15 protein-coding genes are annotated in these 20226 nt (G+C 74.3%); 4 read left to right on the top strand and 11 right to left on the bottom strand.

Translation table 11 applies throughout. The features are described 5' to 3' along the window. Positions 1 to 5 precede the first annotated feature (5 nt). The 9 genes from ACTT8P_RS25195 to ACTT8P_RS25155 form a co-directional block, all read right to left on the bottom strand. The gene (locus ACTT8P_RS25195) at positions 6 to 1199 is read right to left on the bottom strand and encodes a hypothetical protein (RefSeq protein WP_442834018.1); all 1194 of its coding nucleotides are present in this window, start codon (positions 1197 to 1199) and stop codon (positions 6 to 8) included. Positions 1200 to 1201: 2 nt separating this feature from the next. After that, positions 1202 to 1591, bottom strand: coding sequence for a limonene-1,2-epoxide hydrolase family protein (locus ACTT8P_RS25190; RefSeq protein WP_442834017.1), 390 nt, complete (start codon positions 1589 to 1591; stop codon positions 1202 to 1204). A gap of 2 nt (positions 1592 to 1593) precedes the next feature. Beyond that, a complete protein-coding gene (locus tag ACTT8P_RS25185; RefSeq protein ID WP_442834016.1) occupies positions 1594 to 3384 on the bottom strand; it encodes an FAD-dependent monooxygenase in 1791 nt (596 codons plus the stop codon). Between the two features lie 53 nt (positions 3385 to 3437). Beyond that, entirely contained in the window at positions 3438 to 3653 is a 216-nt protein-coding gene (locus ACTT8P_RS25180) for a ferredoxin (RefSeq protein ID WP_442834015.1), read from the bottom strand. A gap of 5 nt (positions 3654 to 3658) precedes the next feature. Beyond that, the gene (locus tag ACTT8P_RS25175) at positions 3659 to 4828 is read right to left on the bottom strand and encodes a cytochrome P450 (protein WP_442834014.1); all 1170 of its coding nucleotides are present in this window, start codon (positions 4826 to 4828) and stop codon (positions 3659 to 3661) included. 62 nt (positions 4829 to 4890) lie between these two features. After that, on the bottom strand, positions 4891 to 5913 hold the full coding sequence (locus tag ACTT8P_RS25170; RefSeq protein WP_442834013.1) for a polyprenyl synthetase family protein: 1023 nt from the start codon (positions 5911 to 5913) through the stop codon (positions 4891 to 4893). A gap of 85 nt (positions 5914 to 5998) precedes the next feature. Next, on the bottom strand, positions 5999 to 8020 hold the full coding sequence (locus tag ACTT8P_RS25165) for a tryptophan 2,3-dioxygenase family protein (protein WP_442834012.1): 2022 nt from the start codon (positions 8018 to 8020) through the stop codon (positions 5999 to 6001). A 28-nt stretch (positions 8021 to 8048) separates the two neighbouring features. Next, a complete protein-coding gene (locus ACTT8P_RS25160) occupies positions 8049 to 9038 on the bottom strand; it encodes a polyprenyl synthetase family protein (RefSeq protein WP_442834011.1) in 990 nt (329 codons plus the stop codon). A gap of 100 nt (positions 9039 to 9138) precedes the next feature. Then, a complete protein-coding gene (locus ACTT8P_RS25155) occupies positions 9139 to 12012 on the bottom strand; it encodes a LuxR C-terminal-related transcriptional regulator (protein WP_442834010.1) in 2874 nt (957 codons plus the stop codon). A gap of 150 nt (positions 12013 to 12162) precedes the next feature. Here ACTT8P_RS25155 and ACTT8P_RS25150 point away from each other — a divergent pair, with 150 nt between their 5' ends. Further along, the gene (locus ACTT8P_RS25150; RefSeq protein ID WP_442834009.1) at positions 12163 to 14964 is read left to right on the top strand and encodes an AAA family ATPase; all 2802 of its coding nucleotides are present in this window, start codon (positions 12163 to 12165) and stop codon (positions 14962 to 14964) included. Between the two features lie 195 nt (positions 14965 to 15159). On the opposite strand, the gene ACTT8P_RS25145 is transcribed toward ACTT8P_RS25150, so the two are convergent. Beyond that, on the bottom strand, positions 15160 to 16422 hold the full coding sequence (locus ACTT8P_RS25145; RefSeq protein ID WP_442834008.1) for a cytochrome P450: 1263 nt from the start codon (positions 16420 to 16422) through the stop codon (positions 15160 to 15162). A gap of 78 nt (positions 16423 to 16500) precedes the next feature. Continuing rightward, positions 16501 to 17304, bottom strand: coding sequence for an SDR family NAD(P)-dependent oxidoreductase (locus ACTT8P_RS25140; protein ID WP_442834007.1), 804 nt, complete (start codon positions 17302 to 17304; stop codon positions 16501 to 16503). Between the two features lie 141 nt (positions 17305 to 17445). Here ACTT8P_RS25140 and ACTT8P_RS25135 point away from each other — a divergent pair, with 141 nt between their 5' ends. The 3 genes from ACTT8P_RS25135 (at position 17446) to ACTT8P_RS25125 (ending at position 20181) form a co-directional block, all read left to right on the top strand. After that, a complete protein-coding gene (locus tag ACTT8P_RS25135; RefSeq protein ID WP_442834006.1) occupies positions 17446 to 17787 on the top strand; it encodes a plasmid stabilization protein in 342 nt (113 codons plus the stop codon). Positions 17788 to 17807: 20 nt separating this feature from the next. Next, a complete protein-coding gene (locus tag ACTT8P_RS25130) occupies positions 17808 to 18218 on the top strand; it encodes a four-helix bundle copper-binding protein (RefSeq protein ID WP_442834005.1) in 411 nt (136 codons plus the stop codon). Between the two features lie 142 nt (positions 18219 to 18360). Then, positions 18361 to 20181, top strand: a complete 1821-nt coding sequence (locus tag ACTT8P_RS25125) for a thiamine pyrophosphate-requiring protein (protein WP_442834004.1) — start codon at positions 18361 to 18363, stop codon at positions 20179 to 20181. Positions 20182 to 20226 lie beyond the last annotated feature (45 nt).

Raw genomic sequence — 20226 nt, 5'->3', positions numbered from 1 at the left:
TGGGTTCAGAGACTGGGCACGACGAGGTCCAGGCCGAAGAACGCGCCGCCGTACAGTTCCCGGCCGATGCGCGGGTTGAGCAGGGCGTGCCGGGCCGCCGTGTTGGCGTCGCGCCAGTACTGCTGGAGCGGGTTGGACTCGGCGAAGGCGGCCGCCCCGTGCGCCCACATCAGCTCGTCGAGGGCGACGGTGACCAGGTTGACCGCCTGGCCGACGTCGCCGCGGATGCGGCGCAGTTCGTTCTCCGGGAGCCCGACGGCGGCGTGCGCGGCCTCGTCGATGACGTCGGCGGCCCGGGTCACGTGCAGGTCGGCCGCGTCGAGGGTCAGGGCGGTGCCGCCGAGCGCGGAGACGAAGGTCTGGGAGCCGGGCTGGCTGGTGTACTTGCTGGGCGCGATCCCCCGGCCGGGAGCCTTGTCGACGACGTGGGCGAGCGCGGCCTGGCCGATGCCGACCACCACGGAGGCGCAGACCACGCCCATGGCGGCGATCGCCGCCGTGCGGAACAGCGGTGCCAGGGTGGTGTCGGTGGCGTTCTCCCGCCCCCGCTGCACCTCGGCCGGGATCACCCGGTGCGCGGGCACGAAGGTGTCCCGCAGGACGACGGTGTGGCTGCCGGTGGCGCGCATGCCCACGGTGTGCCAGGTGTCCTCGACGGTCAGGTCCGCGGCGGGCACCAGCAGCGAGAGCCCGCCCACGGGCTCCCCGGCCGCGTCCACCTCCCGCGCCACCAGGATCACCCAGTCGTCGTGCAGGATGCCGGTGGCGTACGGCCAGCTGCCGGTGAGCAGGAAGCCGCCGTCGGTGCGCACGGCGGTGCCGGTGGCGGCGAACACCGAGGCCAGCTTGGCGCCGGGGTCGGCGCCGAACACCTCGTCCCGGGCGGCCGCGGGGAACTTCGCGGCGAGCAGGTTGGAGCCGTTGATGTTGTTGACCACCCACGAGGTGGACGGACAGTGGTGGGACAGCGCCTTGGCGACCTCGCTCATGGTGCGGACGTCGGCCTCCAGGCCGCCGTAGGAGCGTGCCGTCCACACCCGGCTCACCTGCGACTCGTCGATCGCCCGCACGGTGGCGTCGGGCAGTCTGCGCTCCCGCTCCCCCTGCGCGGTCCCTTCGGCGAGCACCGGGCCGAACTTGTGCACCCGGCTCACCAGGTCGGCGCGGAGGTCGAGCAGGTCCGTTCGCTTGTGCGTCATGGTCACCAGTCCGGGCGCTCGGAGATGAGATGGGTGTGGTCGTAGTAGTCCCGCCAGGCGCTGATCCGGCCGGCCCGCAGTTCGAAGGCGGCCATGACGTTCAGGTGGCGGGCGATCGGGCTGCCGTCGGCGCGGTACATGCTCTCGGTCCGCTCGGCCAGCACTGTGTCACCGGCCGTGGCCAGGTGCCGGAACCGGACCTCCAGGCGGGCGAAGTCCGGCGGCAGCAGCGCGAGGATGTCCCGCTTGCCCCGGCACACCGGGGCGCCGGGGTTCTGCCAGACGCAGTCGTCGGTGAGGAAGCCGTCCATGACCCTGCGGATGTCGTCGGGGGTCGGTCCCATGCCGGTCAGGAAGGCGTGCACGACGCGTTCGGCGTCGGTGGCGGGCATGGTCAGCTCCCGGTGGTCGTGGCGTCGGGGTGCCCGAGGACGCGTCGCAGCGCCGCGCCGAGGTCCCGGTCCGGGTGCGGGCCGGCGTGCGCGGCGCGCCAGGCGACGTGGTGGTCCGGCCGGACCAGCAGGGCGCCGTCGTCGTCGGTGCCGCGCACCGCGGCCCAGCCGCCGTCGGCGTCCCAGTAGTCCGCGGTGCCGGCCCGGCGGCCGACGGACACCACGGTGACCGGCACCCCGTGGGTGTCCGCGGCCTTCTTGGCCGCGACCGCCCAGCTCTCGCTCAGCGGGCCGGTGATCAGTACGAAGCCGGGGTGGCCGGTGACCAGGTCGTGGGTCGACACCCGGGTGTCGCCGTGCCGCAGCCAGGCGTGCGGCAGCCGGTGTCCGGGCCGGGTGACCGGGTGGTAGGCCGCGCCGGTGGGGTCGCGCGGCGGCGGCTCGGTGCCGTCCGGGGCCACCGCGCCGGCCTCGTAGGAGTGGCCGAGTTCGATGTCGTGGGCCTGGTACTCGATGCGCTGGGTGCCGAACACCTCGCGGGTCACGGTCCGCCGGGTGCGGCCGATCGGGGTGTCGGAGAGGAGTTCGGTGAAGTTGGCCAAGGTGGCGTCCGGGCGGCCGTGCACCACGCCGAGGCTCGCGAACAGCACCCCGTAGTTGAGCAGACAGGTCATCGCCCAGCTCACGTTGCGCCGGGCGACGGGCAGCCGTTCCGACTCGTAGGAGTCCAGCAGTGCCGCACCGGCCCGGCCGCCGAGGACGGCGCCGAGTTTCCAGGCCAGGTTGTGCGCGTCCTGGACGGCCGTGTTCAGGCCGCCGCCGGCGGCGGGCGGCTGCCGGTGCGCGGCGTCCCCGGCCAGGAACACCCGCCCCGAGCGCAGCGACCGGGCCACCACCGCCTCCGGCCGGTACTCGCTGACGTGATGAACCTGTACGTCCAACTCCTCGGGCAGCCTGAGCAGTTGCCGCACCCGGGCGGCGATCGCCTCAGCGCCGAGGTCGGCCTCGGCACCGGGCGGCAGCCTGAAGTGCAGCGCCCACTCCTGGGAGGCCAGCCCCCAGCTCGGCCCGGTCGCGACCACCACCGACACCTCGCCCTCGGGACTGATGATGTGGGTCATCAGCACCGAGTCACCGGGCCACCAGCGCGACAGGTCCGCGCTGAAGTGCACCGAGAGGATGGTGAAGCCGCCGCCGGCGCCCTCCATCGGTATGCCGAGGGCCTTGCCGACGCTCCGGCCGCCGTCGGCGCCCAGCAGATAGCGGGCCCGCACGGTGCGGGCCTCGCCGGTGGTGCGGTCGGTCACCAGCGCGGTGACACCGTCTTCGTCCTGGGTGAACGAGGTCAGCTCGTGGTGGAAGAGCAGGCTGTCCGGGGCGCGTCGCTCGGCGTGGTCGCGCAGCAGCGGCTCCAGCCGGTGCTGCGGCAGGTTGGTGGACGGGCCGGTGCTGTCGGCCGCGTAGGGCCCGGTGGGGCGGCCGCCGCCGAAGGACTCCATCCGGTGCAGCACCTGGGCGTCCACCGGTCCGTCGCCGGCCAGCGAGGTGCTCCAGACCACCTCGCTCATGTGCTGCGGCGGGCAGCCGGCCCGGTAGACGTCGCCGGCGATCCCGTACTGCCGGAAGATCTCCATGGTGCGCTGGTTCAGGTAGTGCGCCCGGGGCAGGACGGACGTCGACTCGCGGCGCTCCACCAGCAGATGGCGCACGCCCGCCTCGGACAGGAAGACCGACGCGGCCAGTCCGCAGCCCCCGCCGCCGACGACCAGGACGGGCACCTCTGTCTCATGCATTGCTTTCCCCTGAAGGTCTTTCCGGTGCTTGGCGGTCTGTCCGGTGCCGCGGGTCAGTCATGGCGGGCCGGGGTGTGTTCGTGCACGGTGATGACCGAGGCGGGGCAGCGCAGGGCCGCTTCCCGGACCGCCGCGTGCTCGGCCTCGGGCACAGTCGCGTCGAGGACCACGACCGTGCCGTCCTCGTCGCTCTGGTCGAAGACCGCCGGTGCCAGCGCGGCGCAGTTGCCGACCGCGAAGCACCGGGCCCGGTCCGTCTCCACTTCCATGCCGCTCACCAGGCGACCGGCAGGCTGTTCACCCCGAAGACCAGGGCGTTGGTGCGGTAGTCCAGCTCTTCCTGCGGGACGGCGAGGCGCAGGTCCGGGAACCGGGCGAACAGCGCGGGCAGCGCCACCCGCAGCTCCATCCGGGCCAGTTGCTGGCCCAGGCACTGGTGCGGGCCGAAGCCGAAGGTGAGGTGGCGCTGCACCGGGCGGCGCACGTCGAGGCGGTCCAGGTCCTGGTCGGCGTCGCCGAGGTCCCGGTTGGCGGCCAGTACGGACGCCACCACCCGTTCGCCCTCCTTGATCTCCTGGTCGCGCACGCAGATGTTTCCGGACGCCTGGCGCGGCAGGATGGCGGCCGGGGCGCAGTACCGCAGCAGTTCCTCGACCGCCCCGTCGACCGCCTCGGGGTCGTCGCGCACCACCGCGAGCTGGTCGGGGTGCTGGAGCAGCAGGGCGATGGCGGCGGACAGGGTGTTGGCGATGGTCTCGTGGCCGGCGATGAGCAGCATGTTGCCGATGCCGGCCAGTTCGCTGTCGGTCAGCTGGTCGCCGAACTCGCGCACCACCCGGCCCAGTACGTTGTCGCCCGGCTCCTCGCGGTGGCGGGCCACCAGCCCGGCCATGTAGGCCTCCATCTCGGCGGCCTTCTGCATCTGGACCTCGCGGCTGGAGCTGAAGTCCAGCGCGACCACGGTGCGCTGCTGGAACTCCTCGCGGTCGGCGTACGGCACGCCCAGCAGTTCGCAGATGACCAGGGTCGGGATGGGCGTGCAGAACAGCTGCACCAGGTCCGCGCCGGGACCGGCCGCCGCCACCGCGTCCAGCGCCGAGTCGACGACGCCCGCGATCTGCGGGCGCAGCTCCCGGGCCCGCTTGGTGGTGAACGACCCGGTCAGCATGCGCCGCAGCCGGGTGTGCTCGGGGCCGTCGTAGCTGAGCAGGTTGCCCGCCTGGTAGGGCATGGACCCGCCCATCCGCAGGTGGTCGTCGGCGAGCACGCTCTTGACGTCCTCGTACCGGGTGACGACCACCGCGTCGAAGGCGCCCAGCATCGGGCTGGGCACCGAGACCCGGCGCAGTGCGTCGTCCTTCTGCGCCTCGTACAGTTCCGCGACGGGGGCGAACGGGCAGGCGGCGGCCCGGCCGCCGATGGGGATCTCGGTGGCTTCGGTCATGAGAGGGCCTTTCTCTTCGTCAGGTGCGTCAGGTGCGTCAGGTGTTCGACAAAGGGGGCGGGTCAGAGCTGGCGGCCGAGGATGAACCCGGCGACCTCCAGCAGCTCGCCGCGTACGTCGTCCGGGACGCCGGCCGCCAGGCACCGCTCGGCCTCGGCGATCCGGCGGGCCGCCTCGTCGCGCGCCCAGTCCCGGCCGCCGGCCCGTTCCACCAGGTCGGCGACGCGCTCTACGGCGCGCTCGGTCAGCGGTTCCTGGCTCAGGTACCGGGCGCGCAGTTCGTCGGTGTCCGGCGCGTTCAGGGCCGCCACCACGGGCAGCGACTTCTTGCGGACCCGCAGGTCGGCGCCCACCTGTTTGCCGGCCCGGTCCGGATCGCCCCAGATGCCCAGCAGGTCGTCGACGAGCTGGAAGGCGAGCCCGATGTGTTCGCCGAAGGCGGCCAGCCGGCCGACCAGGTCCGGGTCGCCGCCGACCAGTTCGGCACCGAGCGAGCAGGCACAGCCGAGCAGCGCGCCGGTCTTGTCGCCGGCCATCCGCAGGCACTCGGCGAGGGTCACGTCGTCGCGCCGCTCGAAGGCGACGTCGGAGGCCTGGCCGTCGATCATCCGCTGGGTGGCGGACATCAGCGACAGGGTGGCGGGGCGGGCCCCCGGGCCGGGCGCGGCCAGCAGCACGGAGGTGGCCGCGGCGGCCAGCGCGTCCCCGGCCAGGATGGCGTCCGGGACGCCGAAGACGGTCCAGGCGGTGGCCCGGCCGCGGCGGGTGCGGTCGCCGTCCATGATGTCGTCGTGCAGCAGGGAGAAGTTGTGCACCAGCTCGATGGCGACCGCGGCGGGCAGGCCGTCGGCGGCCGGCGCGCCCGCCGCCCGCGCCGACAGCAGGGCCAGCGCGGGCCGGACCATCTTCCCGCCCCAGCTGCCGGTGGGCCGGCCCTCGGTGTCCGCCCACCCGAAGTGGTAGTGCGCGACCCGGCTCATCTCCGGTCCCAGATGGGCCCGGACGGCGTCGCGCAGGGCGGGTCCGACCAGCGTCCGGCCGGTGTCGAGCACCGGGGTCAGGGTCCGCAGGGGTGTCGTCGTCATGAGCCCCACCGGCCGGTGGCGGAGCGGACCGGGCATCGGGGAACGCGGGTATGTCGCATGCTGCACCTTCGTCGGCAGGGAGTGGTCACGGCGTGGGCAGGTCACGGGAGGTCGGTACGGCGGTGCTCAGCAGCGCCCGCCGCAGCACCTTGGGCGAGGTGAGCAGGGTGTGCGGCGGGGTCAGCAGGAACAGGACGTCGCGGTTGGCGGCGCACACCACCGGGTCGCTCGGCACGTGGTCGCGCACCCGGCCGAGGTAGCGGTTGAGCAGCCGGGCGACCGGGCCGGTGCGCACCGCGTTGCCGGTGACCCCGGGCATCGGGCTGTCCGCGCCGGTCGCCACCTCCCACGCCCGGCCCGAGGACTTCAGCACCGCCCGTTGCAGGGCGTGCGCCGAAGGGGCGTAGGGGCCGGCCAGTTCGTGCTTCAGCGCCACCGCGTTCAGGGCGGCGGCGGACAGGCCCTGCCCGTAGACCGGGTTGAGGGCGCACAGCGCGTCCCCGACGACGAGGAGTCCGGTGGTCTCACGGCCCAGGCGGTCGTAGCGGCGGCGCCGGTTGGCGGTGTGCCGGTAGCCCACCGGCCGGGTGAGGGGGCGGGCCGCGCTCAGCCACTTGTGGACGGCCGGGTGCGGCAGCAGGCCGGCGAAGTCGACGAAGCCCTCCGGGTCGGTGGGCGGGGTCCGGTCCCGCGGCCCGGAGAGGGTGACCAGCCAGCGGCCGCCCTCGGCGGGCAGCACGATCGCGCCGTACGGCTGCCCGGCGTCCGGCACCAGGTAGAAGCCGCGCAGGTCGGCGGCCGGGTCGTCGGCGTGGAAGGCGCAGGTGGCGTACGCCCGCCCGGTCTCCACCACCTCCTCGGCGGGCGGCCGGCCGCCCAGGCCGGTCAGCCACTGGGGGGTACGGCTGCCCCGCCCGGTGGCGTCCACCACGAGATCGGCCGTCACCTCCCGCGGGGCGGGGTGGTCGCCGCCCCGGTCCCGGACGGTGACGCCGGTGATGCGGCCGGGGCGGCCGAGCAGTCCGGTCACCTCGGTGCCGGTCCGCACCTCGATGCGGGGGTCGGCCAGCACCCGGCGGCGGACGTGGTGCTCCAGGAGCGGACGCGACGGGGTCATGATCGGCTCGGACGGGTTGCGGCGGGATATCCACTGCCCCGCCTGCCACACCCCGAGGTCCCCGGGCACCGCCAGGCGCGGCGCACCGGCCTCCATCAGCTCGGCCGGCAGTCCGGGCAACAGCTCGTCCAGGGCGTTGATCCCGCTGGTCAGCAGGACGTGGGTGTGCCGGGACTGCGGCACCCCGGAGCGGGGCGCGGGGCCGTCGCCGTACTGGTCGCCGTGGTCGCGTTCGAGTACGGTCACCCGTTCCGCGTGGTCCGCGAGGACCTGCGCGGTGAGCAGGCCGGCCACACTGCCGCCGAGGACGACCACGTGTCCGAGCGACGGGCGCGTGGCGGGGGCGGCCGGGGCCGGCTCGGGGACCGGCGGCGCCGCCGGCCGGGCCGGTCGCGCGTCCTGCGGTCGGACCGGCGGCCCGTCCCCCGGTGTGCCGTCCAGCCGGGCGGCCAGGAACTCGGCGCCGGAGGTCTCGCCGGTGCCCGCCAGGTCGCCGAGCATGTGGCTGACCAGTTCCAGGTGGGTGCCGCGCCAGCGCCGTACGGCGTCGTCCAGTTCGCCGAGCGGGTCGGTCCCCGCCGGCCGGGGGGCGCCGTCGCCGTCGTACTTCGTCAACTGCCTCACCCGGGTGAACAGTTCGCGGAACTGCTCCGACTCCAGCCCGCTGGCCGTGCCGAACCGGTCCCGGAACCGCAGGAACTCCTCCCGGCGCAGCGCGTGGCGCAGCAGCGTCAGCTGTCCCGTCAGCGCGTCGATCACCCGGGTCGCCCGGCGCACCCGGTGGGCGAAGCAGGCCGGTCCGCACGGGGCGGCCTCGATGTGTCTGAGGTCGACGAGGACCTGGCTGAGCAGGGTCTCGGACGCCTGGTGCACCACGATGAACAGCCGCTCGCTGTCGCTCAGGTCCCGCTGGTCCGCCGGGGTGAGCGGCTGCTGCAACGAGAGGAGCTCGTCGAGACGCAGATAGGTCGCATAGGTCGGGGAGGACATCGGGCCAACTCCTCGGGATGAGTCCGCGCTACACCAGACGACCGGGCACGGTGAGATCCATCAGCGCGTCCCGGTGGACGCTCGACGGCAGGGTCTGGAGCGCCGCCGCGGCCATCCGCACATGGCGGTGCGACACCTCGCGCGCCGCCGCCGTCCCGTCGTAGGCGTGCACCAGTTCCGCCATCGCCTCGTAGCGCGTGGCGACCGGTACGGAGACGTCGGCGAGCAGGGTCTCGATCCGCTCCCGCTGGGGCGCGGAGGCACGTTCGTGGGCGAGCAGCACCGGCAGGGTGGGGCGGCCGTTGCGCACGTCGGAGACGTTCGGCTTGCCGGCCCGGGTGCCGTCGTAGGCCATCAGGTCGTCGCGTATCTGGTACGCGATGCCGAGCTGGTCGCTGTACTCGCTGAGGGCCTTGAGGGCGGTGTCGTCGGCGCCGCCCAGGGTGGCGCCGACGCCGCAGGCCATCCACAGCAGCGCGCCGCTCTTGTCGGCGATCATGTCGAGGTAGGTGTCGACGGAGCAGATGCCGCGGCTCATCCGGATCTCCCGCAGGGCGGCGTCGCCGATCCGCAGTCCGGCTCGGGCCAGCACCGCGGTGGCCTGCGCGACCCGGGCGGCACAGGCGCCGGCCTGCTGGCACTCGGCGAGGGCGGCGAAGCCGTGGAAGAACAGTCCGTCGCCGCCGACGATCGCGGCCGAGGCCCCGAACACGGTGTGCGCGGCCGGCTTGGCGCGCCGCTCCCCGTCGCTGTCGATGATGTCGTCGTGCATCATCGCGCCGACCTGTACGCATTCCAGGCCCACCGCCGCGGGCAGCACGGTGGTTATGTCACCTCCCACCGCGAGGCTGGAGCGGATCGCCAGCCAGGGGCCCATCATCTTGCCGAAGGGCATCAGTCCGTACCGCACCAGTTCGTCGAGTCCCGAAACGTCGTGCGGCCATCGGTTCTCGACCTCGGCCCGCACGATGTGCGCCACTTCGGGATCAGCGACCTGAGGCACATCGATGTCGGTCATGAGCACGACGTTAGGCAGCCCTCAGCGGGCCTGTCGTCGTCGCCGGGCGGCCTCGGCCCGAGTGGGACCCAGGGATGGCATCTTTGTCCCGGAGAGGCTCTCAGGTCACCGTCGGGGTGAGCCGGCCGGCCAGGCTGGCCGCGGCCAGCTCGACCCGGGACCGGCAGCCGGTGCGGGCGAACAGCCGGGTCAGGTAGTTCTCGACGGTCTTCTCGCTGAGCTGGAGGCGCAGCGCGATCTGCCGGTTGGTCAGGCCCTCGCCGATCAGTTCGACGACCCGCCGCTCGGTGACGGCCGGGTCCTCCCGGCGGCCGGGGGCCCGCGGTGCGGGGACGCCACGTTCGCGGGTCACCTCGCGGACGCGTTCCAGCAGCGCGGCCGCGCCGCACCGGGTGGCCAGGGCGTGGGCGTCGCGCAGCCAGGGCCGCGGGTTCTCGGCGAACCGGGCGATGACGAGGTACGACTCCAGGAGGGCCGGCAGATCACCGCGCACCTTCGTCATGGCGGTGGCCATCCGGGCCTGCCGGACGTCGCGGCGCACCAGGCCCCGGGCCAGCAGCAGGCTCTCCTTGGCCTCCGGTCCGGCCTCGGGGCGCAGCAGCTCGATCTCCGCCAGCAGGTCGGCGGCGCCGTCGTGGTCGTCGACGAAGGCGGCGACCCGTATCGCCCGGGTGAGCAGCAGGTGCAGTCCCTCGTGCAGGCCGGCCGCGCGCAGCCGCCGGCTGACCCGCAGCGCCAGCGGCGCGGCCCGCCGGTCGTGGCCGGTGCGGCTGTACAGGCCGATCCTGACCCAGGCGCGCAGCACGGCGAGGCCGGGCACCGGGGCGACGTCGGCCAGCCACTGCGCGGCCTGCCGGGGCTCGCCGCGCGCGGCGTCCATGTCGGCGGCCAGCAGCCGGGCCGCGTGGTGCACCAACGTGTCCTCGCAGTCGGCCAGTTCCAGCTCCCGGACCGCGGACATGGCCTGCGTCCAGTCGGCCCCGGTGTAGCCGTGCACGACCCGGCGGTACACGCCGAGCACGCCGGTGACCGGGACCCGGTGGCGGGCGCCGAGCGCGAGCTGCGTCATGGTGGCGAGGTCGACGACCGGCACGGCGGCGCGGCCCGGCCCGGGGAGCCCCACCGCCCGCCCGGACCGCCGCCAGGCCCGCTCGTAGGCACCGGGGTCACCGGTCAACGCGGTACTCAGCAGCGCCATCCGCTCGACCGCCGCCAGACCCGGCACGACGCCCGCGGCCGGAAACGCCCCCGCGGTCGCCGCCCTTCCCACGGCCGACGGCACCTCTGCGACCGCCGTCTCCCTCGGGACGGGGGGCGCCGCTCCGGACAGGGCCGGGCCCACCGCCCCCTCCCCCGAACCGAGGTCCCCGCACATCGCCGCCCCCCGCCCCGGCGCCGGCGCCGGCGGGCGGCCGAACCACCACTGGGCGAAGCCGAACCGCTCGCGGCCGGTGATGCCCGTGTCCAGCAGCGACCGCACCGCCTGCTCGGCCGGCGGGCGGCCGGAGTGCAGGGCGACCAGGACCGCCGCGAGGTGGATCTGCGCCCGGGAGCCGGGGTCGCGGCCCTGTTCCGCGTAGTGCGCGTACTGGCCGAGCGCCTCGCGCAGCAGCTCGTACTGTCCGGTCCGGGCGACCAGGTGCAGCAGCCGCGTCAGCGTCCGGGCGTGTTCCGGCTGGCCGGGGCGTAGGCGGCGCAGCGCGGCCACGCACCACAGGGCCGCCCGCTCGGGCCGCTCCCGCTCGGCGTCCGCGGCGAGCCCGAGCAGCCGGCCGACCTCGGCCGCGTCGAGCACGACGGACGCCCCGCCGCGCGCGACGTGGTCGGCGATCAGCACGGGGTCGACTCCGTCGCCCCGCCGCTGCCGGGCCAGCAGCCGCTCGGCGACCGACGCGTGCAGCGCGACGCCGAAGCCGCTGCCCGCGCAGCGGACGACGGCCGCGGCCAGGGCGGGGCACCGGCAGCTCACCCGGCCCGCCGGGTCGGCGACCAGCACCTCCGCCTCGATCAGCCGGTCGAGGAGCCGTCCGCAGTCGTCGAGGCCGGTCCCGAGCGCCTCGGCGAGCAGCGGCAGGTCGCCGACGCCCACGCCCTCCCACAGGGCGACCGCGGCCGCGAGCCGCGCCGCCGGGGGGCCGGCCGCCGCCACCCGGCGCAACAGGTGGTGCCCGGCGGGCAGTTCGATCGGCTCGGCCGGCGTGCGCAGGCACAGCCGGCCGCGGAAGATGCTCAGCCGCCCGCGTCCGCGCAGGTCGGCCAGGGTGCCCAGCACGGTGCCGGGGTTGCCGAACAGCGGCCCCAGAGCGGTGCGCAGCAGATCCGGCAGCGCCTCGTCCAGTCGCGCCCCGTACGCGCGGCGCACCAGGGACTCGGCCACGTCGTCGGCCAGTGGTCCGAACCGCACCACCTGGTCGGCGGTGGCCAGCAGTTCGGCCGGTCCCGGAGCGTGCGCCGCGCGCTCCTCGCAGGTGGCGACCACCAGAGCGCCGGACCGGCGGGCCGCGGTGAGCAGCGGGGCGGGCTCGGCGACCGCGTGCGCGTCGTCGGCCAGGACGGCCGTACGGCCGCCGCGGCCGACGAGCCGGTCGAACAGGCCGCCCAGCGCGGTGACCATGGCCGGTGTCCAGCCGCCGGTGTCCCGCCCGGCCGCCTCGCCCAGCCGGGCCACCGCACCGAGCGCGTCCGCCAGCCCGGTCTCCTGGAATTCCTCGAACCGGTCGCGCACCGCGCGCGCCAGCGCCGCGAGGGCGAACGCGTCGTCGCCCGCGCTGTCCGGTCCGGTGCCCAGCCGCACCGGCAGGACCCGCGCCCCGGCCGCGCGCAGCATCCGTCCGGCCTCGTCCAGCAGCGCGGTCCGGCCGATGCCGGCCGGTCCCATGAGGACGATCAGTCTGCCGCCGTCGTCGGTCCGCGCCGCGCGCAGTACCGCGAGTTCCTGGTCCCTGCCCCGTACCGCGGCACGTGCTCGGGCCACCGCCGGCCTCCTCTCGCGACGCCTGGTGCGGCGCGACCCCGGGACCGTCGCCCTGCCGGAGCCGGCTCGCCTCGTCAACTCCCTTGGGAGAGCACGTGATTGTAACGTTCAGGAGGCCCTACGGACCGATGCGCTGGGCATACTGGTGAAGTGATCAACCACTGGCGCGACGCGCCCGTCGCGGACGGGCCGGCGCAGGCGCTGTTCGGCCGCGACGCCTCCGTGGCACGCGTCGTCGACCTCGCCACCTCGCCGGACGCCGCCGCACTGGTCCTTGTCACGGGCCCGACCGGGATCGGGCGCAGCTCCGTACTGAGCGCCGTCCGGGACGAGCTGGCCGCGCGGGACGTCGCCACCCTGACGCTGCGGGTGGCGCGCAACGAGCGGGACCGCCCTTTCTCCCTGGTCTCCCGGCTCTCCGCGGAGCTCGTCGCCCTGAACCGGGCCGGTGACCCGCGGCGCGCGGCCCGGCCCGCCGCCCCGGCCCCGCGCCCTTCCCCGCGTACGCCGCCGCGTGCGGACCTGCCCCGTCAGCTGGCCGCCGAACTGCGCTCGTCGCTCAGCGCCTGCGACAAGCTCACCGTCCTGGTCGACGACGCGCACTGGACCGACCCGGACTCCCGCGCGGTACTGCTGCCGATGGTCCGGACGCTGGCGGGCGGACCGGTCACGTTCGTCTGCGCGCTGCGCCCGTCACCGGCCGACCCGGCGGGCGACCGGGCCGCGCTGGACCGGCTGCGCGCCGCCGGGCTCGCCGCGGTGGTGTCGCTGCGGCCGCTCGGCGAGTCGCAGGTCCGCGCCCTGGTCGCCGGGCGATTACAGGCCCAGCCGTCGGCGTCGCTGCTCGGGTATCTGCGCCGGGAGTGCCGCGGCCGGCCGGCCGCCGTGCTCACCGCCCTGGCGGGGCACCGGCGCAGCGGCTCGCTGCGGGTCTTCGACCGGCACGCCTACCTCGCGTCACCGGACTGGCCGCCGCTGCTGCCGTCCGCGCTGCCGCCGGTGGAGCATCTGAAGCAACTGGGCGGGCTGGTCTGGCCGGTGGCCAAGGCGATGGCCGTGCTGCATCCGCTGGGCGCCGCGGCGACCGGGCTGGTCGCCGCGGCCGTGGACGCCTCGCCGGACGAGGTCCGGGCGGCGCTGGCCGAACTGTACGCCGAGGGGGAGCTGCGGCAGGGGCCGGGGCCGGACCACTGGCGGTTCCGGGTGCCGCTGCTCGCGTCCGCGCTGACCACCTGCCTCGGCCCGTACGAGCGGCGCCGGCTCGCCCGGCTGGCGGTCACCGCGCTGTGGGCGGGCGAGGCCGAAGCGGACGACCGGTACCGGGCGGAGCAACTGGTCACCGCGGGCCGCTTCGTGGACCCGGCGCGGGCCTCCGTCGAACTGCTCGCCGCGGGCACCGCCGCGATGCTGGACGACGGGTACTTCGCGGAGCGCTGGCTGCGGGCCGCCATCGACCTGATCACGGAGCCGGAGCGGCGCGCCCGCGCACTGGTCGCGCACGCCTCCACCTGCTGCATCCATCTGCGGTACGCCGAGGCGCTGGAGAGCGCCTGGACGGTGCTGTCCGACCACGCCGACCTGGTCGGCTCGGAGGCCCTGCTGGAACTGGAGATGGTGTACGTCGTCTCGCTCGGCGGGATCTCCGACCGGGCGGCGCTCACCGCGTTCTGCGCGGACGGCTGGCGCTCGCTGCCGGGCGGCGAGGGGCACCGCGTCCTCACCCGGTGTGCCGCGCTGTGCCAGCTCGACCGCTGGCGGGAGGCGGACGAGCAGCTGGCGGCCGGGCGGGAGGTGTGGAGCCAGGACAACGATGTCGTCGCCGCGTTGGGCATGATCCTCACCGAGTGCATCGGGATCTTCGTCGGCCGGACCGAGCCGTTCGACCGGGCCGTCGCCGCCCCGGCGCACTGGCCGCTGTGGGCGGCGGGGGCGCGGCACCGGTTCGAGCGGCTGTCGCAGCTGGCCCGGGTCCTGCTGACGTTCGGCGAACTGGACCGGGCGGAGGAGGTGCTGACCGCCCACGGGATGCCCTCCACCTACCGGCCGGTGCCGGACCGGGTGGTGGCGGACAGCCAGGGCGGCCGGTGGAACCCGGCGCTCAGCCTGGCCCGGGAGAGTCTGGCCACCGGCCTGTCGGTCGGTGATCTGCCCGTCCATACCCTGACCTGCCGGGAGTCGAGCGTCATCCTCGGTGCCCGCGGCCGGCTCGCCCGGGCCCGGGAGGTGATCGACCGGGCCCGGGAGGTGCAGCCGGTGATGCTCCATCTGCTGGCCGGGCCGGAGTCGTATCTGCACCGGTCCCTGGGCGCGGCCGACCGGGCCGACCGGGTGGTCGAGGACGGGCTCACCCAGGCCGTCCGGAGCGGGCTGGTGGTCGGCACCGACGAACTGTGGCTGAAGCGGACCCTGTCGAAACTGGCCGCGGGTGACCGGGCCGCGGCCCTGCGCTGCGTGGCGGAGGCCGGCCGGGTCGCCGAACTGCTCGGCACCGGCCGGGCCCGGCTGTGCCGACTGCTCGCCACCGCCGTGGCCCACCACGACCGGGCGGCGGCACAGGAGGCGGTACGGCTCGCGCGGCGGCGCGCCCAGCCGCTGGAACAGGCCGACACGCTGGCCACCGTGGTGAGTCACCACCTGGGCGACCCGGCCCTGCTGCACGAGGCGTACGCGCTCTACGGCGACCTCGACGCGCTGCTGCGCCGGGCCCAGCTGCGGAGCCTGATGCGCGCGCACAAGGTCGCCGTGCCCGGCCGGAACCTGACCAGCGCCGAGAACGAGCACCTGCTCGCCACCTTGGTGGCCGAGGGACTGACCAACCGTGAACTGGCCGCCGTGCTCATGTGCAGCGAGAAGAGCGTGGAGAGCCGCCTGGGCAGACTGTTCCGCCGCACCGGCTACCGCTCCCGGGTGGAACTCGCCTCGGCGATGCTGACGGGCGAGTACCCGGCGTGACCCCGGTCCGGTCCGGCCGGCTCCCTGGGCACGCCCTGGGCATTCCCTGGGCCTTTCGACGGTCCTCGAAAGACTTCTGACCGCCGGTGGGCCGCACCTGCGTCGAGGCGTCATGGCAACGGCTGCCCGGCAGGGCCGGGCGGGACGCCGAAGCAGGGACCCACTTCGTCAGGAGACTTCGCCTGTGGACGGACTTCACGCCGACGAACTCGGTACGGCTGTACGCCCGACTGCGACCAGCTTGACAATCATTCCGCTGCGGGGGCGGGTGGGGATGCGGTTCAGGGGGATCGTCATGTCCTGTGGCGGTACCTCGTAGTCCAGGCCGGCGAGGCGCTGGGCAAGTGTCTCCAGGACGCCGACCGCCAGCGCCTCGCCAGGGCAGCGGTGGCCGGTCCGGGGGTCCGCGCCGCCCTGGGGGATCAGGTCGTCCCGGCCGGGCGGATGGTCTCGGAAGCGCTCCGGGCGAAATGCGTACGGGTCCTCGAACAGCCGCTCGTCGTGGTTCTGCCCGTAGACGTCCAGCAGGACCAGGCCGCCGGCCGGGACGCGGTGGCCCTGCCAGGTCAGGTCGGTGACGGCCTGACCGCCGAGGAACGGTGCGAAGGGATAGAACCGGCGGATCTCATGGGCGAACGACTCGGCGAACGCCGCCTCGCCCGACCGGAGCCGCTCCCGGTGCTCCGGCCAGCGGTGCAGGGCATGCGCGGCGAAGGTCACGAACCAGCTCAGCGCGGTGGTGGGGCGGATGACGTTGAGCAGTTCCACCGCCGCGATCCGGGGTGGCAGCTCGGCACCCGCGGCGTCACGGTGCCGGCAGACGCGGTCCAGCACGGAACCCGTCGGGGTGTCGACCGCCCCGGACCTGACCGAGCCCACCAGGTCCGCGAACCGCTGTTCCTGGCGGGTCCGGGCCCGCCGGGCCCGCCAGTGCCGGGGTCCCGCCGTGGCGAAGCCGTCCACCATGGCCAGCAGGTCCCTCGCGAGCGGTTCCTCCTCGTCCTCGGTGAGGGGCACGCCCGCCCAGCGGCAGACTCCACGCGCGATCACCCGGCCGACGGCCTCGAAGAGCACCACCTGCGGCTGTGTCCGCCAACGCGGTACGGCCTCGTCCCAGGCCTCGGCGATGTGCTTCGCCGAACCGGTCACCGCGTCGGCCTCCAGCAGGGGCAGGAAGAGCGACTTGCGCTGCCGGTGCGCGTCGCCGTCGAGGGTGTGCACCGCCCCGTGTCCGAAAAGGGTGCTCAGGACCGGACCGGGAAGCGCGCCGTGGCGCCGGACGTGCTCCTCGTCGTAGAAGAAGCGGACCGCGTCCGGGCCCCGCACCGCGAGGGCGGGGTGGCCGAGGACGCGCAGGGTCCGTGCCCTGTCGCCCTCGGCGCGCATCAGGTCGGGCAGCCAGGCGTACCCCTCGGTCAGCAGGGCCAGGGACTCGGGAACCGGTCGGCGGGCGCTCATGCCCCTCCAGTGCCCACGACGGCTGGCGCGACACCGGCGCGGTTCGATCACCGCACGGCCGCCTCCGCGTCCCGCCGGTCACCCGGAGCCCGGTTCGGCACCAGACCCCGGCTCCGCCATCCGCCGGTGGGCCGCCGCCTTCACCCCGTCCGGGAGGACCTTGCCGGCCAGGCCCTGTGCCTTGGCCTTCAGCGAACCGGTCACGGCCTTCTTCTCGCCCGTCACGATGGCCCGGTACGCCTGCTCGGCCACCTGCGCGGGATCGTCCTTGTCCATCGTGCCGATCCGGGTGTCCTGCGCCATGTCCGCCCGGTCGAAGAAGTCCGTGTCCGTCGGGCCCGGCATGAAGGCGGTGACCGTCACGCCGGTGTCCTTCACCTCCTCCGCCAGGGCCTGGGCGAAAGACTGCACGAACGCCTTGGAGGCGTTGTAGACAGGCTGGAAGGAGCCGGGCATCGTGGCGGCGACGGACGAGGTGAACGCGAGCCGGCCGGCGCCGCGTGTCACCATGGCCCGCAGCAGCGGCTTGGCCAGCCGGACGGTCGCGGTGACGTCGAGGTCGATGACCTCCTGGTCGTCGGCGAGGTCGGTGTCGACGAAGGCGCCGCCCCGGCCCACGCCCGCGTTGAGAACGGCGACGTCGACCGTCAGACCGTCGAGCGTGTCCAGGAGCCGGAAGCGCCCCTCGCCCGACCGGAGGTCGGCGCGCACGGCACGGACCCGCGCACCCGTCTCCCGCAGTTCCTGTGCGGCGGTCTCCAGCCGCTCGTTCTCCGCGTTCACCACCAGGTCGTAGCCGCCCAGCGCGAACTGCCGGGCCAGCTCGTGGCCGATGCCGCTGGACGCGCCGGTGATCAGGGCAAGGGGCCGTGTCTCAGTCATGACGGCCGGGTAACCGCCCCGGCCCGGGGCACACAGCTGAGAAGCCGGGCCGGAATTGTTTGGTCACCGCGACGCAGGCAACCCGGTCCGGCACTCATCAGGTCGCACTGTTCGCACGACCGGTAGCAGGAGGAGACAAGCATGCCGGCAGGATCCGGTGCCAAGCGGGAGCGCCAGTACGAGCACATCAAGGACAGCGCCGAGGACCGCGGGGCGTCCCAGGGCCGGGCGAAGGAGATCGCCGCCCGGACCGTGAACAAGGAGCGTGCGCGGTCCGGGGAGGCGAGGTCCGCCGGCCGAAGTTCCACGAAGGGCAAGTCGCCGTCGCGACGCGGCGGTGAGAAGTCCCGTTCCTCCCGCGGCGGGAACCCGGGCGGGGGACCGACCCGCGAGCAGCTGTACCGGGAAGCGAAGGAGAAAGGGGTCGAGGGCAGGTCCACGATGAACAAGGACCAGCTCGCCAAGGCCCTCGGCCGGAACTGACCCGCATCCAGGAGGTCGCCATGAGCACCGTGGTCAAGGACGTGCTCGCCGCCCACCCCGCCGACCCGGGCGGGGTGGACCGCGACCGGCTCGCCCGCTGCGTCGAGGAGTGCCTCGCCTGTGCCCAGGCGTGCACCGCGTGCGCGGACGCCTGCCTGTCGGAGGAGATGATCACCGAGCTGGCCAAGTGCGTCCGGACCGACGCCGACTGCGCCGACATCTGCGCCGCGACCGCCGCCGTCCTCTCCCGCCGCACGGGCTACGACACCGGCCTCACGCGGGCTGTTCTCACCGCGTGCGCCGCTGTCTGCGAAGCCTGCGGTGCCGAGTGCGCGAGCCACGCCGAGCGGCACGAGCACTGCCGCGTCTGCGCCGAGGCGTGCCGCCGCTGCGAACAGGCGTGCAACGACCTGCTCACCTCCCTGGGCTGACGGCCTTCCCACCTCCCCGGGCCGACGCCCACGCGGCCGGTCCCGCCCGGTGCCGGCGACGTTTCCCGCACGGCCGCGCGGTTACCCACTCTCCCGTGGAGTGGCGCGCCCCCACGCCCCCTGCCGCAGAAACGGAGCTCGCATGGCCAGCACGAAGGTGTCCGACTACATTCTCCGACGACTGCGTGACTGGGAGGTCGACCATGTCTTCGCCTACGCGGGCGACGGCATCAACGGCCTGCTGGCGGCCTGGGGACGGGCGGACAACAAACCGAAGTTCGTGCAGGCCCGGCACGAGGAGATGGCCGCGTTCCAGGCCGTCGGCTACGCCAAGTTCTCCGGCAAAATCGGGGTGTGCGCGGCCACCTCGGGTCCGGGCGCGATCCATCTGCTGAACGGGCTCTACGACGCCAAGCTGGACCACGTGCCGGTGGTGGCGCTGGTCGGTCAGACCAACCGCAGTGCCATGGGCGGTTCCTACCAGCAGGAAGTGGACCTCGCCAGTCTGTACAAGGATGTCGCCTCGGACTTCTGCGAGACGGCCATGGTGCCCGAGCAGCTGCCGAACCTGATCGACCGGGCCTTTCGCACCGCGTACGCCAAGCGCACGGTCACCGCGATCATCCTCCCCGCCGACGTGCAGGAACTGGACTACAGCCCGCCCACGCACGCCTTCAAGATGGTGCCCTCCAGTCTCGGGCTGAGCCGCTACGTGCCGGTGCCGGCCGAGGAGGACCTGGAGCGGGCCGCGGAGGTGCTGAACGCCGGCGAGAAGGTCGCCGTGCTCATCGGCCAGGGCGCGCGCGGTGCCCGCGCCGAGGTCGAACGGCTGGCGGACGTGCTGGGCGCCGGGGTCGCCAAGGCCCTGCTGGGCAAGGACGCGCTGCCCGACGATCTGCCCTACGTCACCGGCTCCATCGGGCTGCTGGGCACCCGGCCCTCGTACGAGCTGATGCAGGAGTGCGACACCCTGCTGATGATCGGTTCCAGCTTCCCGTACACGCAGTTCATGCCGGAGCTGGACCAGGCCCGCGCGGTACAGATCGACATCGACCCGCACATGATCGGTCTGCGCTACCCCAACGAGGTCAACCTCGTCGGTGACGCCCGCGCGACACTCCAGCGGCTGCTGCCCAAGCTGCACCGCAAGCAGGACCGGACCTGGCGGGAGAAGGTCGAGAAGAACGTCGCCCGCTGGTGGGAGGTCATGCAGCGGCGAGCCGCCGTCGGCGCCGACCCGGTCAACCCCGAGTACGTCGTCCACGCCCTGGACGGCAAGCTGCCCGACGACGTGATCCTCGCCGCCGACTCCGGTTCCGCCGCCAACTGGTACGCCCGTCACCTGCGGCTGCGCGGCGCGATGCGCGGCTCCCTGTCGGGGACCCTGGCCACCATGGGCCCCGGTGTGCCGTACGCCATCGGCGCCAAGTTCGCCCACCCCGGCCGGCCCGCGATCGCCCTCGTCGGGGACGGCGCGATGCAGATGAACGGCATGATGGAGATGGTCACGGCGGCGAAGTACTACCGCGAGTGGTCCGACCCCCGGCTGATCGTGGCCGTGCTGAACAACGGCGACCTCAACCAGGTCACCTGGGAGATGCGGGCCATGTCCGGCGCGCCCCAGTTCGAGGAGTCCCAGCACATCCCCGACCTGCCGTACGCGGACATCGCGCGGCGTATCGGCCTGGACGGGGTGCGGGTGGAGAAGCCCAAGCACGTCGAGTCCGCCTGGGACCAGGCGCTCGCCGCCGACCGGCCCTTCGTCATCGACTTCCGCACCGACCCGGCGGTCCCGCCGATCCCGCCGCACGCCTCCCTCGACCAGATCGAGGCGGCCGCCTCCGCGATCCTGCACGGTGACAGCGACCGCACCGGCATGGTCCGGCAGGGCTTCAAGGCCAAGGTGCAGGAGATGCTGCCCGGCGGGAAGCGCCAGGGCGACAGCACCGAAGGCGACAAGTGACCCAGGCGCGCCAGCGGGGACAGGTGCGCCACGACGGACCCGTCG

This window comes from Streptomyces sp. JW3, from assembly GCF_052216785.1.
Lineage (GTDB): Bacteria > Actinomycetota > Actinomycetes > Streptomycetales > Streptomycetaceae > Streptomyces.
The sequence above is the reverse complement of the archived record's forward strand: the minus strand, read 5'-3'. Positions and strand labels throughout refer to the sequence as shown.

Coding starts and splice junctions, on each gene's coding strand:
- ACTT8P_RS25195 (WP_442834018.1), bottom strand. CDS start 1,199: ATGACGCACAAGCGAACGGACCTGCTCGACCTCCGCGCCGACCTGGTG.
- ACTT8P_RS25190 (WP_442834017.1), bottom strand. CDS start 1,591: ATGCCCGCCACCGACGCCGAACGCGTCGTGCACGCCTTCCTGACCGGC.
- ACTT8P_RS25185 (WP_442834016.1), bottom strand. CDS start 3,384: ATGCATGAGACAGAGGTGCCCGTCCTGGTCGTCGGCGGCGGGGGCTGC.
- ACTT8P_RS25180 (WP_442834015.1), bottom strand. CDS start 3,653: ATGGAAGTGGAGACGGACCGGGCCCGGTGCTTCGCGGTCGGCAACTGC.
- ACTT8P_RS25175 (WP_442834014.1), bottom strand. CDS start 4,828: ATGACCGAAGCCACCGAGATCCCCATCGGCGGCCGGGCCGCCGCCTGC.
- ACTT8P_RS25170 (WP_442834013.1), bottom strand. CDS start 5,913: ATGACGACGACACCCCTGCGGACCCTGACCCCGGTGCTCGACACCGGC.
- ACTT8P_RS25165 (WP_442834012.1), bottom strand. CDS start 8,020: ATGTCCTCCCCGACCTATGCGACCTATCTGCGTCTCGACGAGCTCCTC.
- ACTT8P_RS25160 (WP_442834011.1), bottom strand. CDS start 9,038: ATGACCGACATCGATGTGCCTCAGGTCGCTGATCCCGAAGTGGCGCAC.
- ACTT8P_RS25145 (WP_442834008.1), bottom strand. CDS start 16,422: ATGAGCGCCCGCCGACCGGTTCCCGAGTCCCTGGCCCTGCTGACCGAG.
- ACTT8P_RS25140 (WP_442834007.1), bottom strand. CDS start 17,304: ATGACTGAGACACGGCCCCTTGCCCTGATCACCGGCGCGTCCAGCGGC.
- ACTT8P_RS25135 (WP_442834006.1), top strand. CDS start 17,446: ATGCCGGCAGGATCCGGTGCCAAGCGGGAGCGCCAGTACGAGCACATC.
- ACTT8P_RS25130 (WP_442834005.1), top strand. CDS start 17,808: ATGAGCACCGTGGTCAAGGACGTGCTCGCCGCCCACCCCGCCGACCCG.
- ACTT8P_RS25125 (WP_442834004.1), top strand. CDS start 18,361: ATGGCCAGCACGAAGGTGTCCGACTACATTCTCCGACGACTGCGTGAC.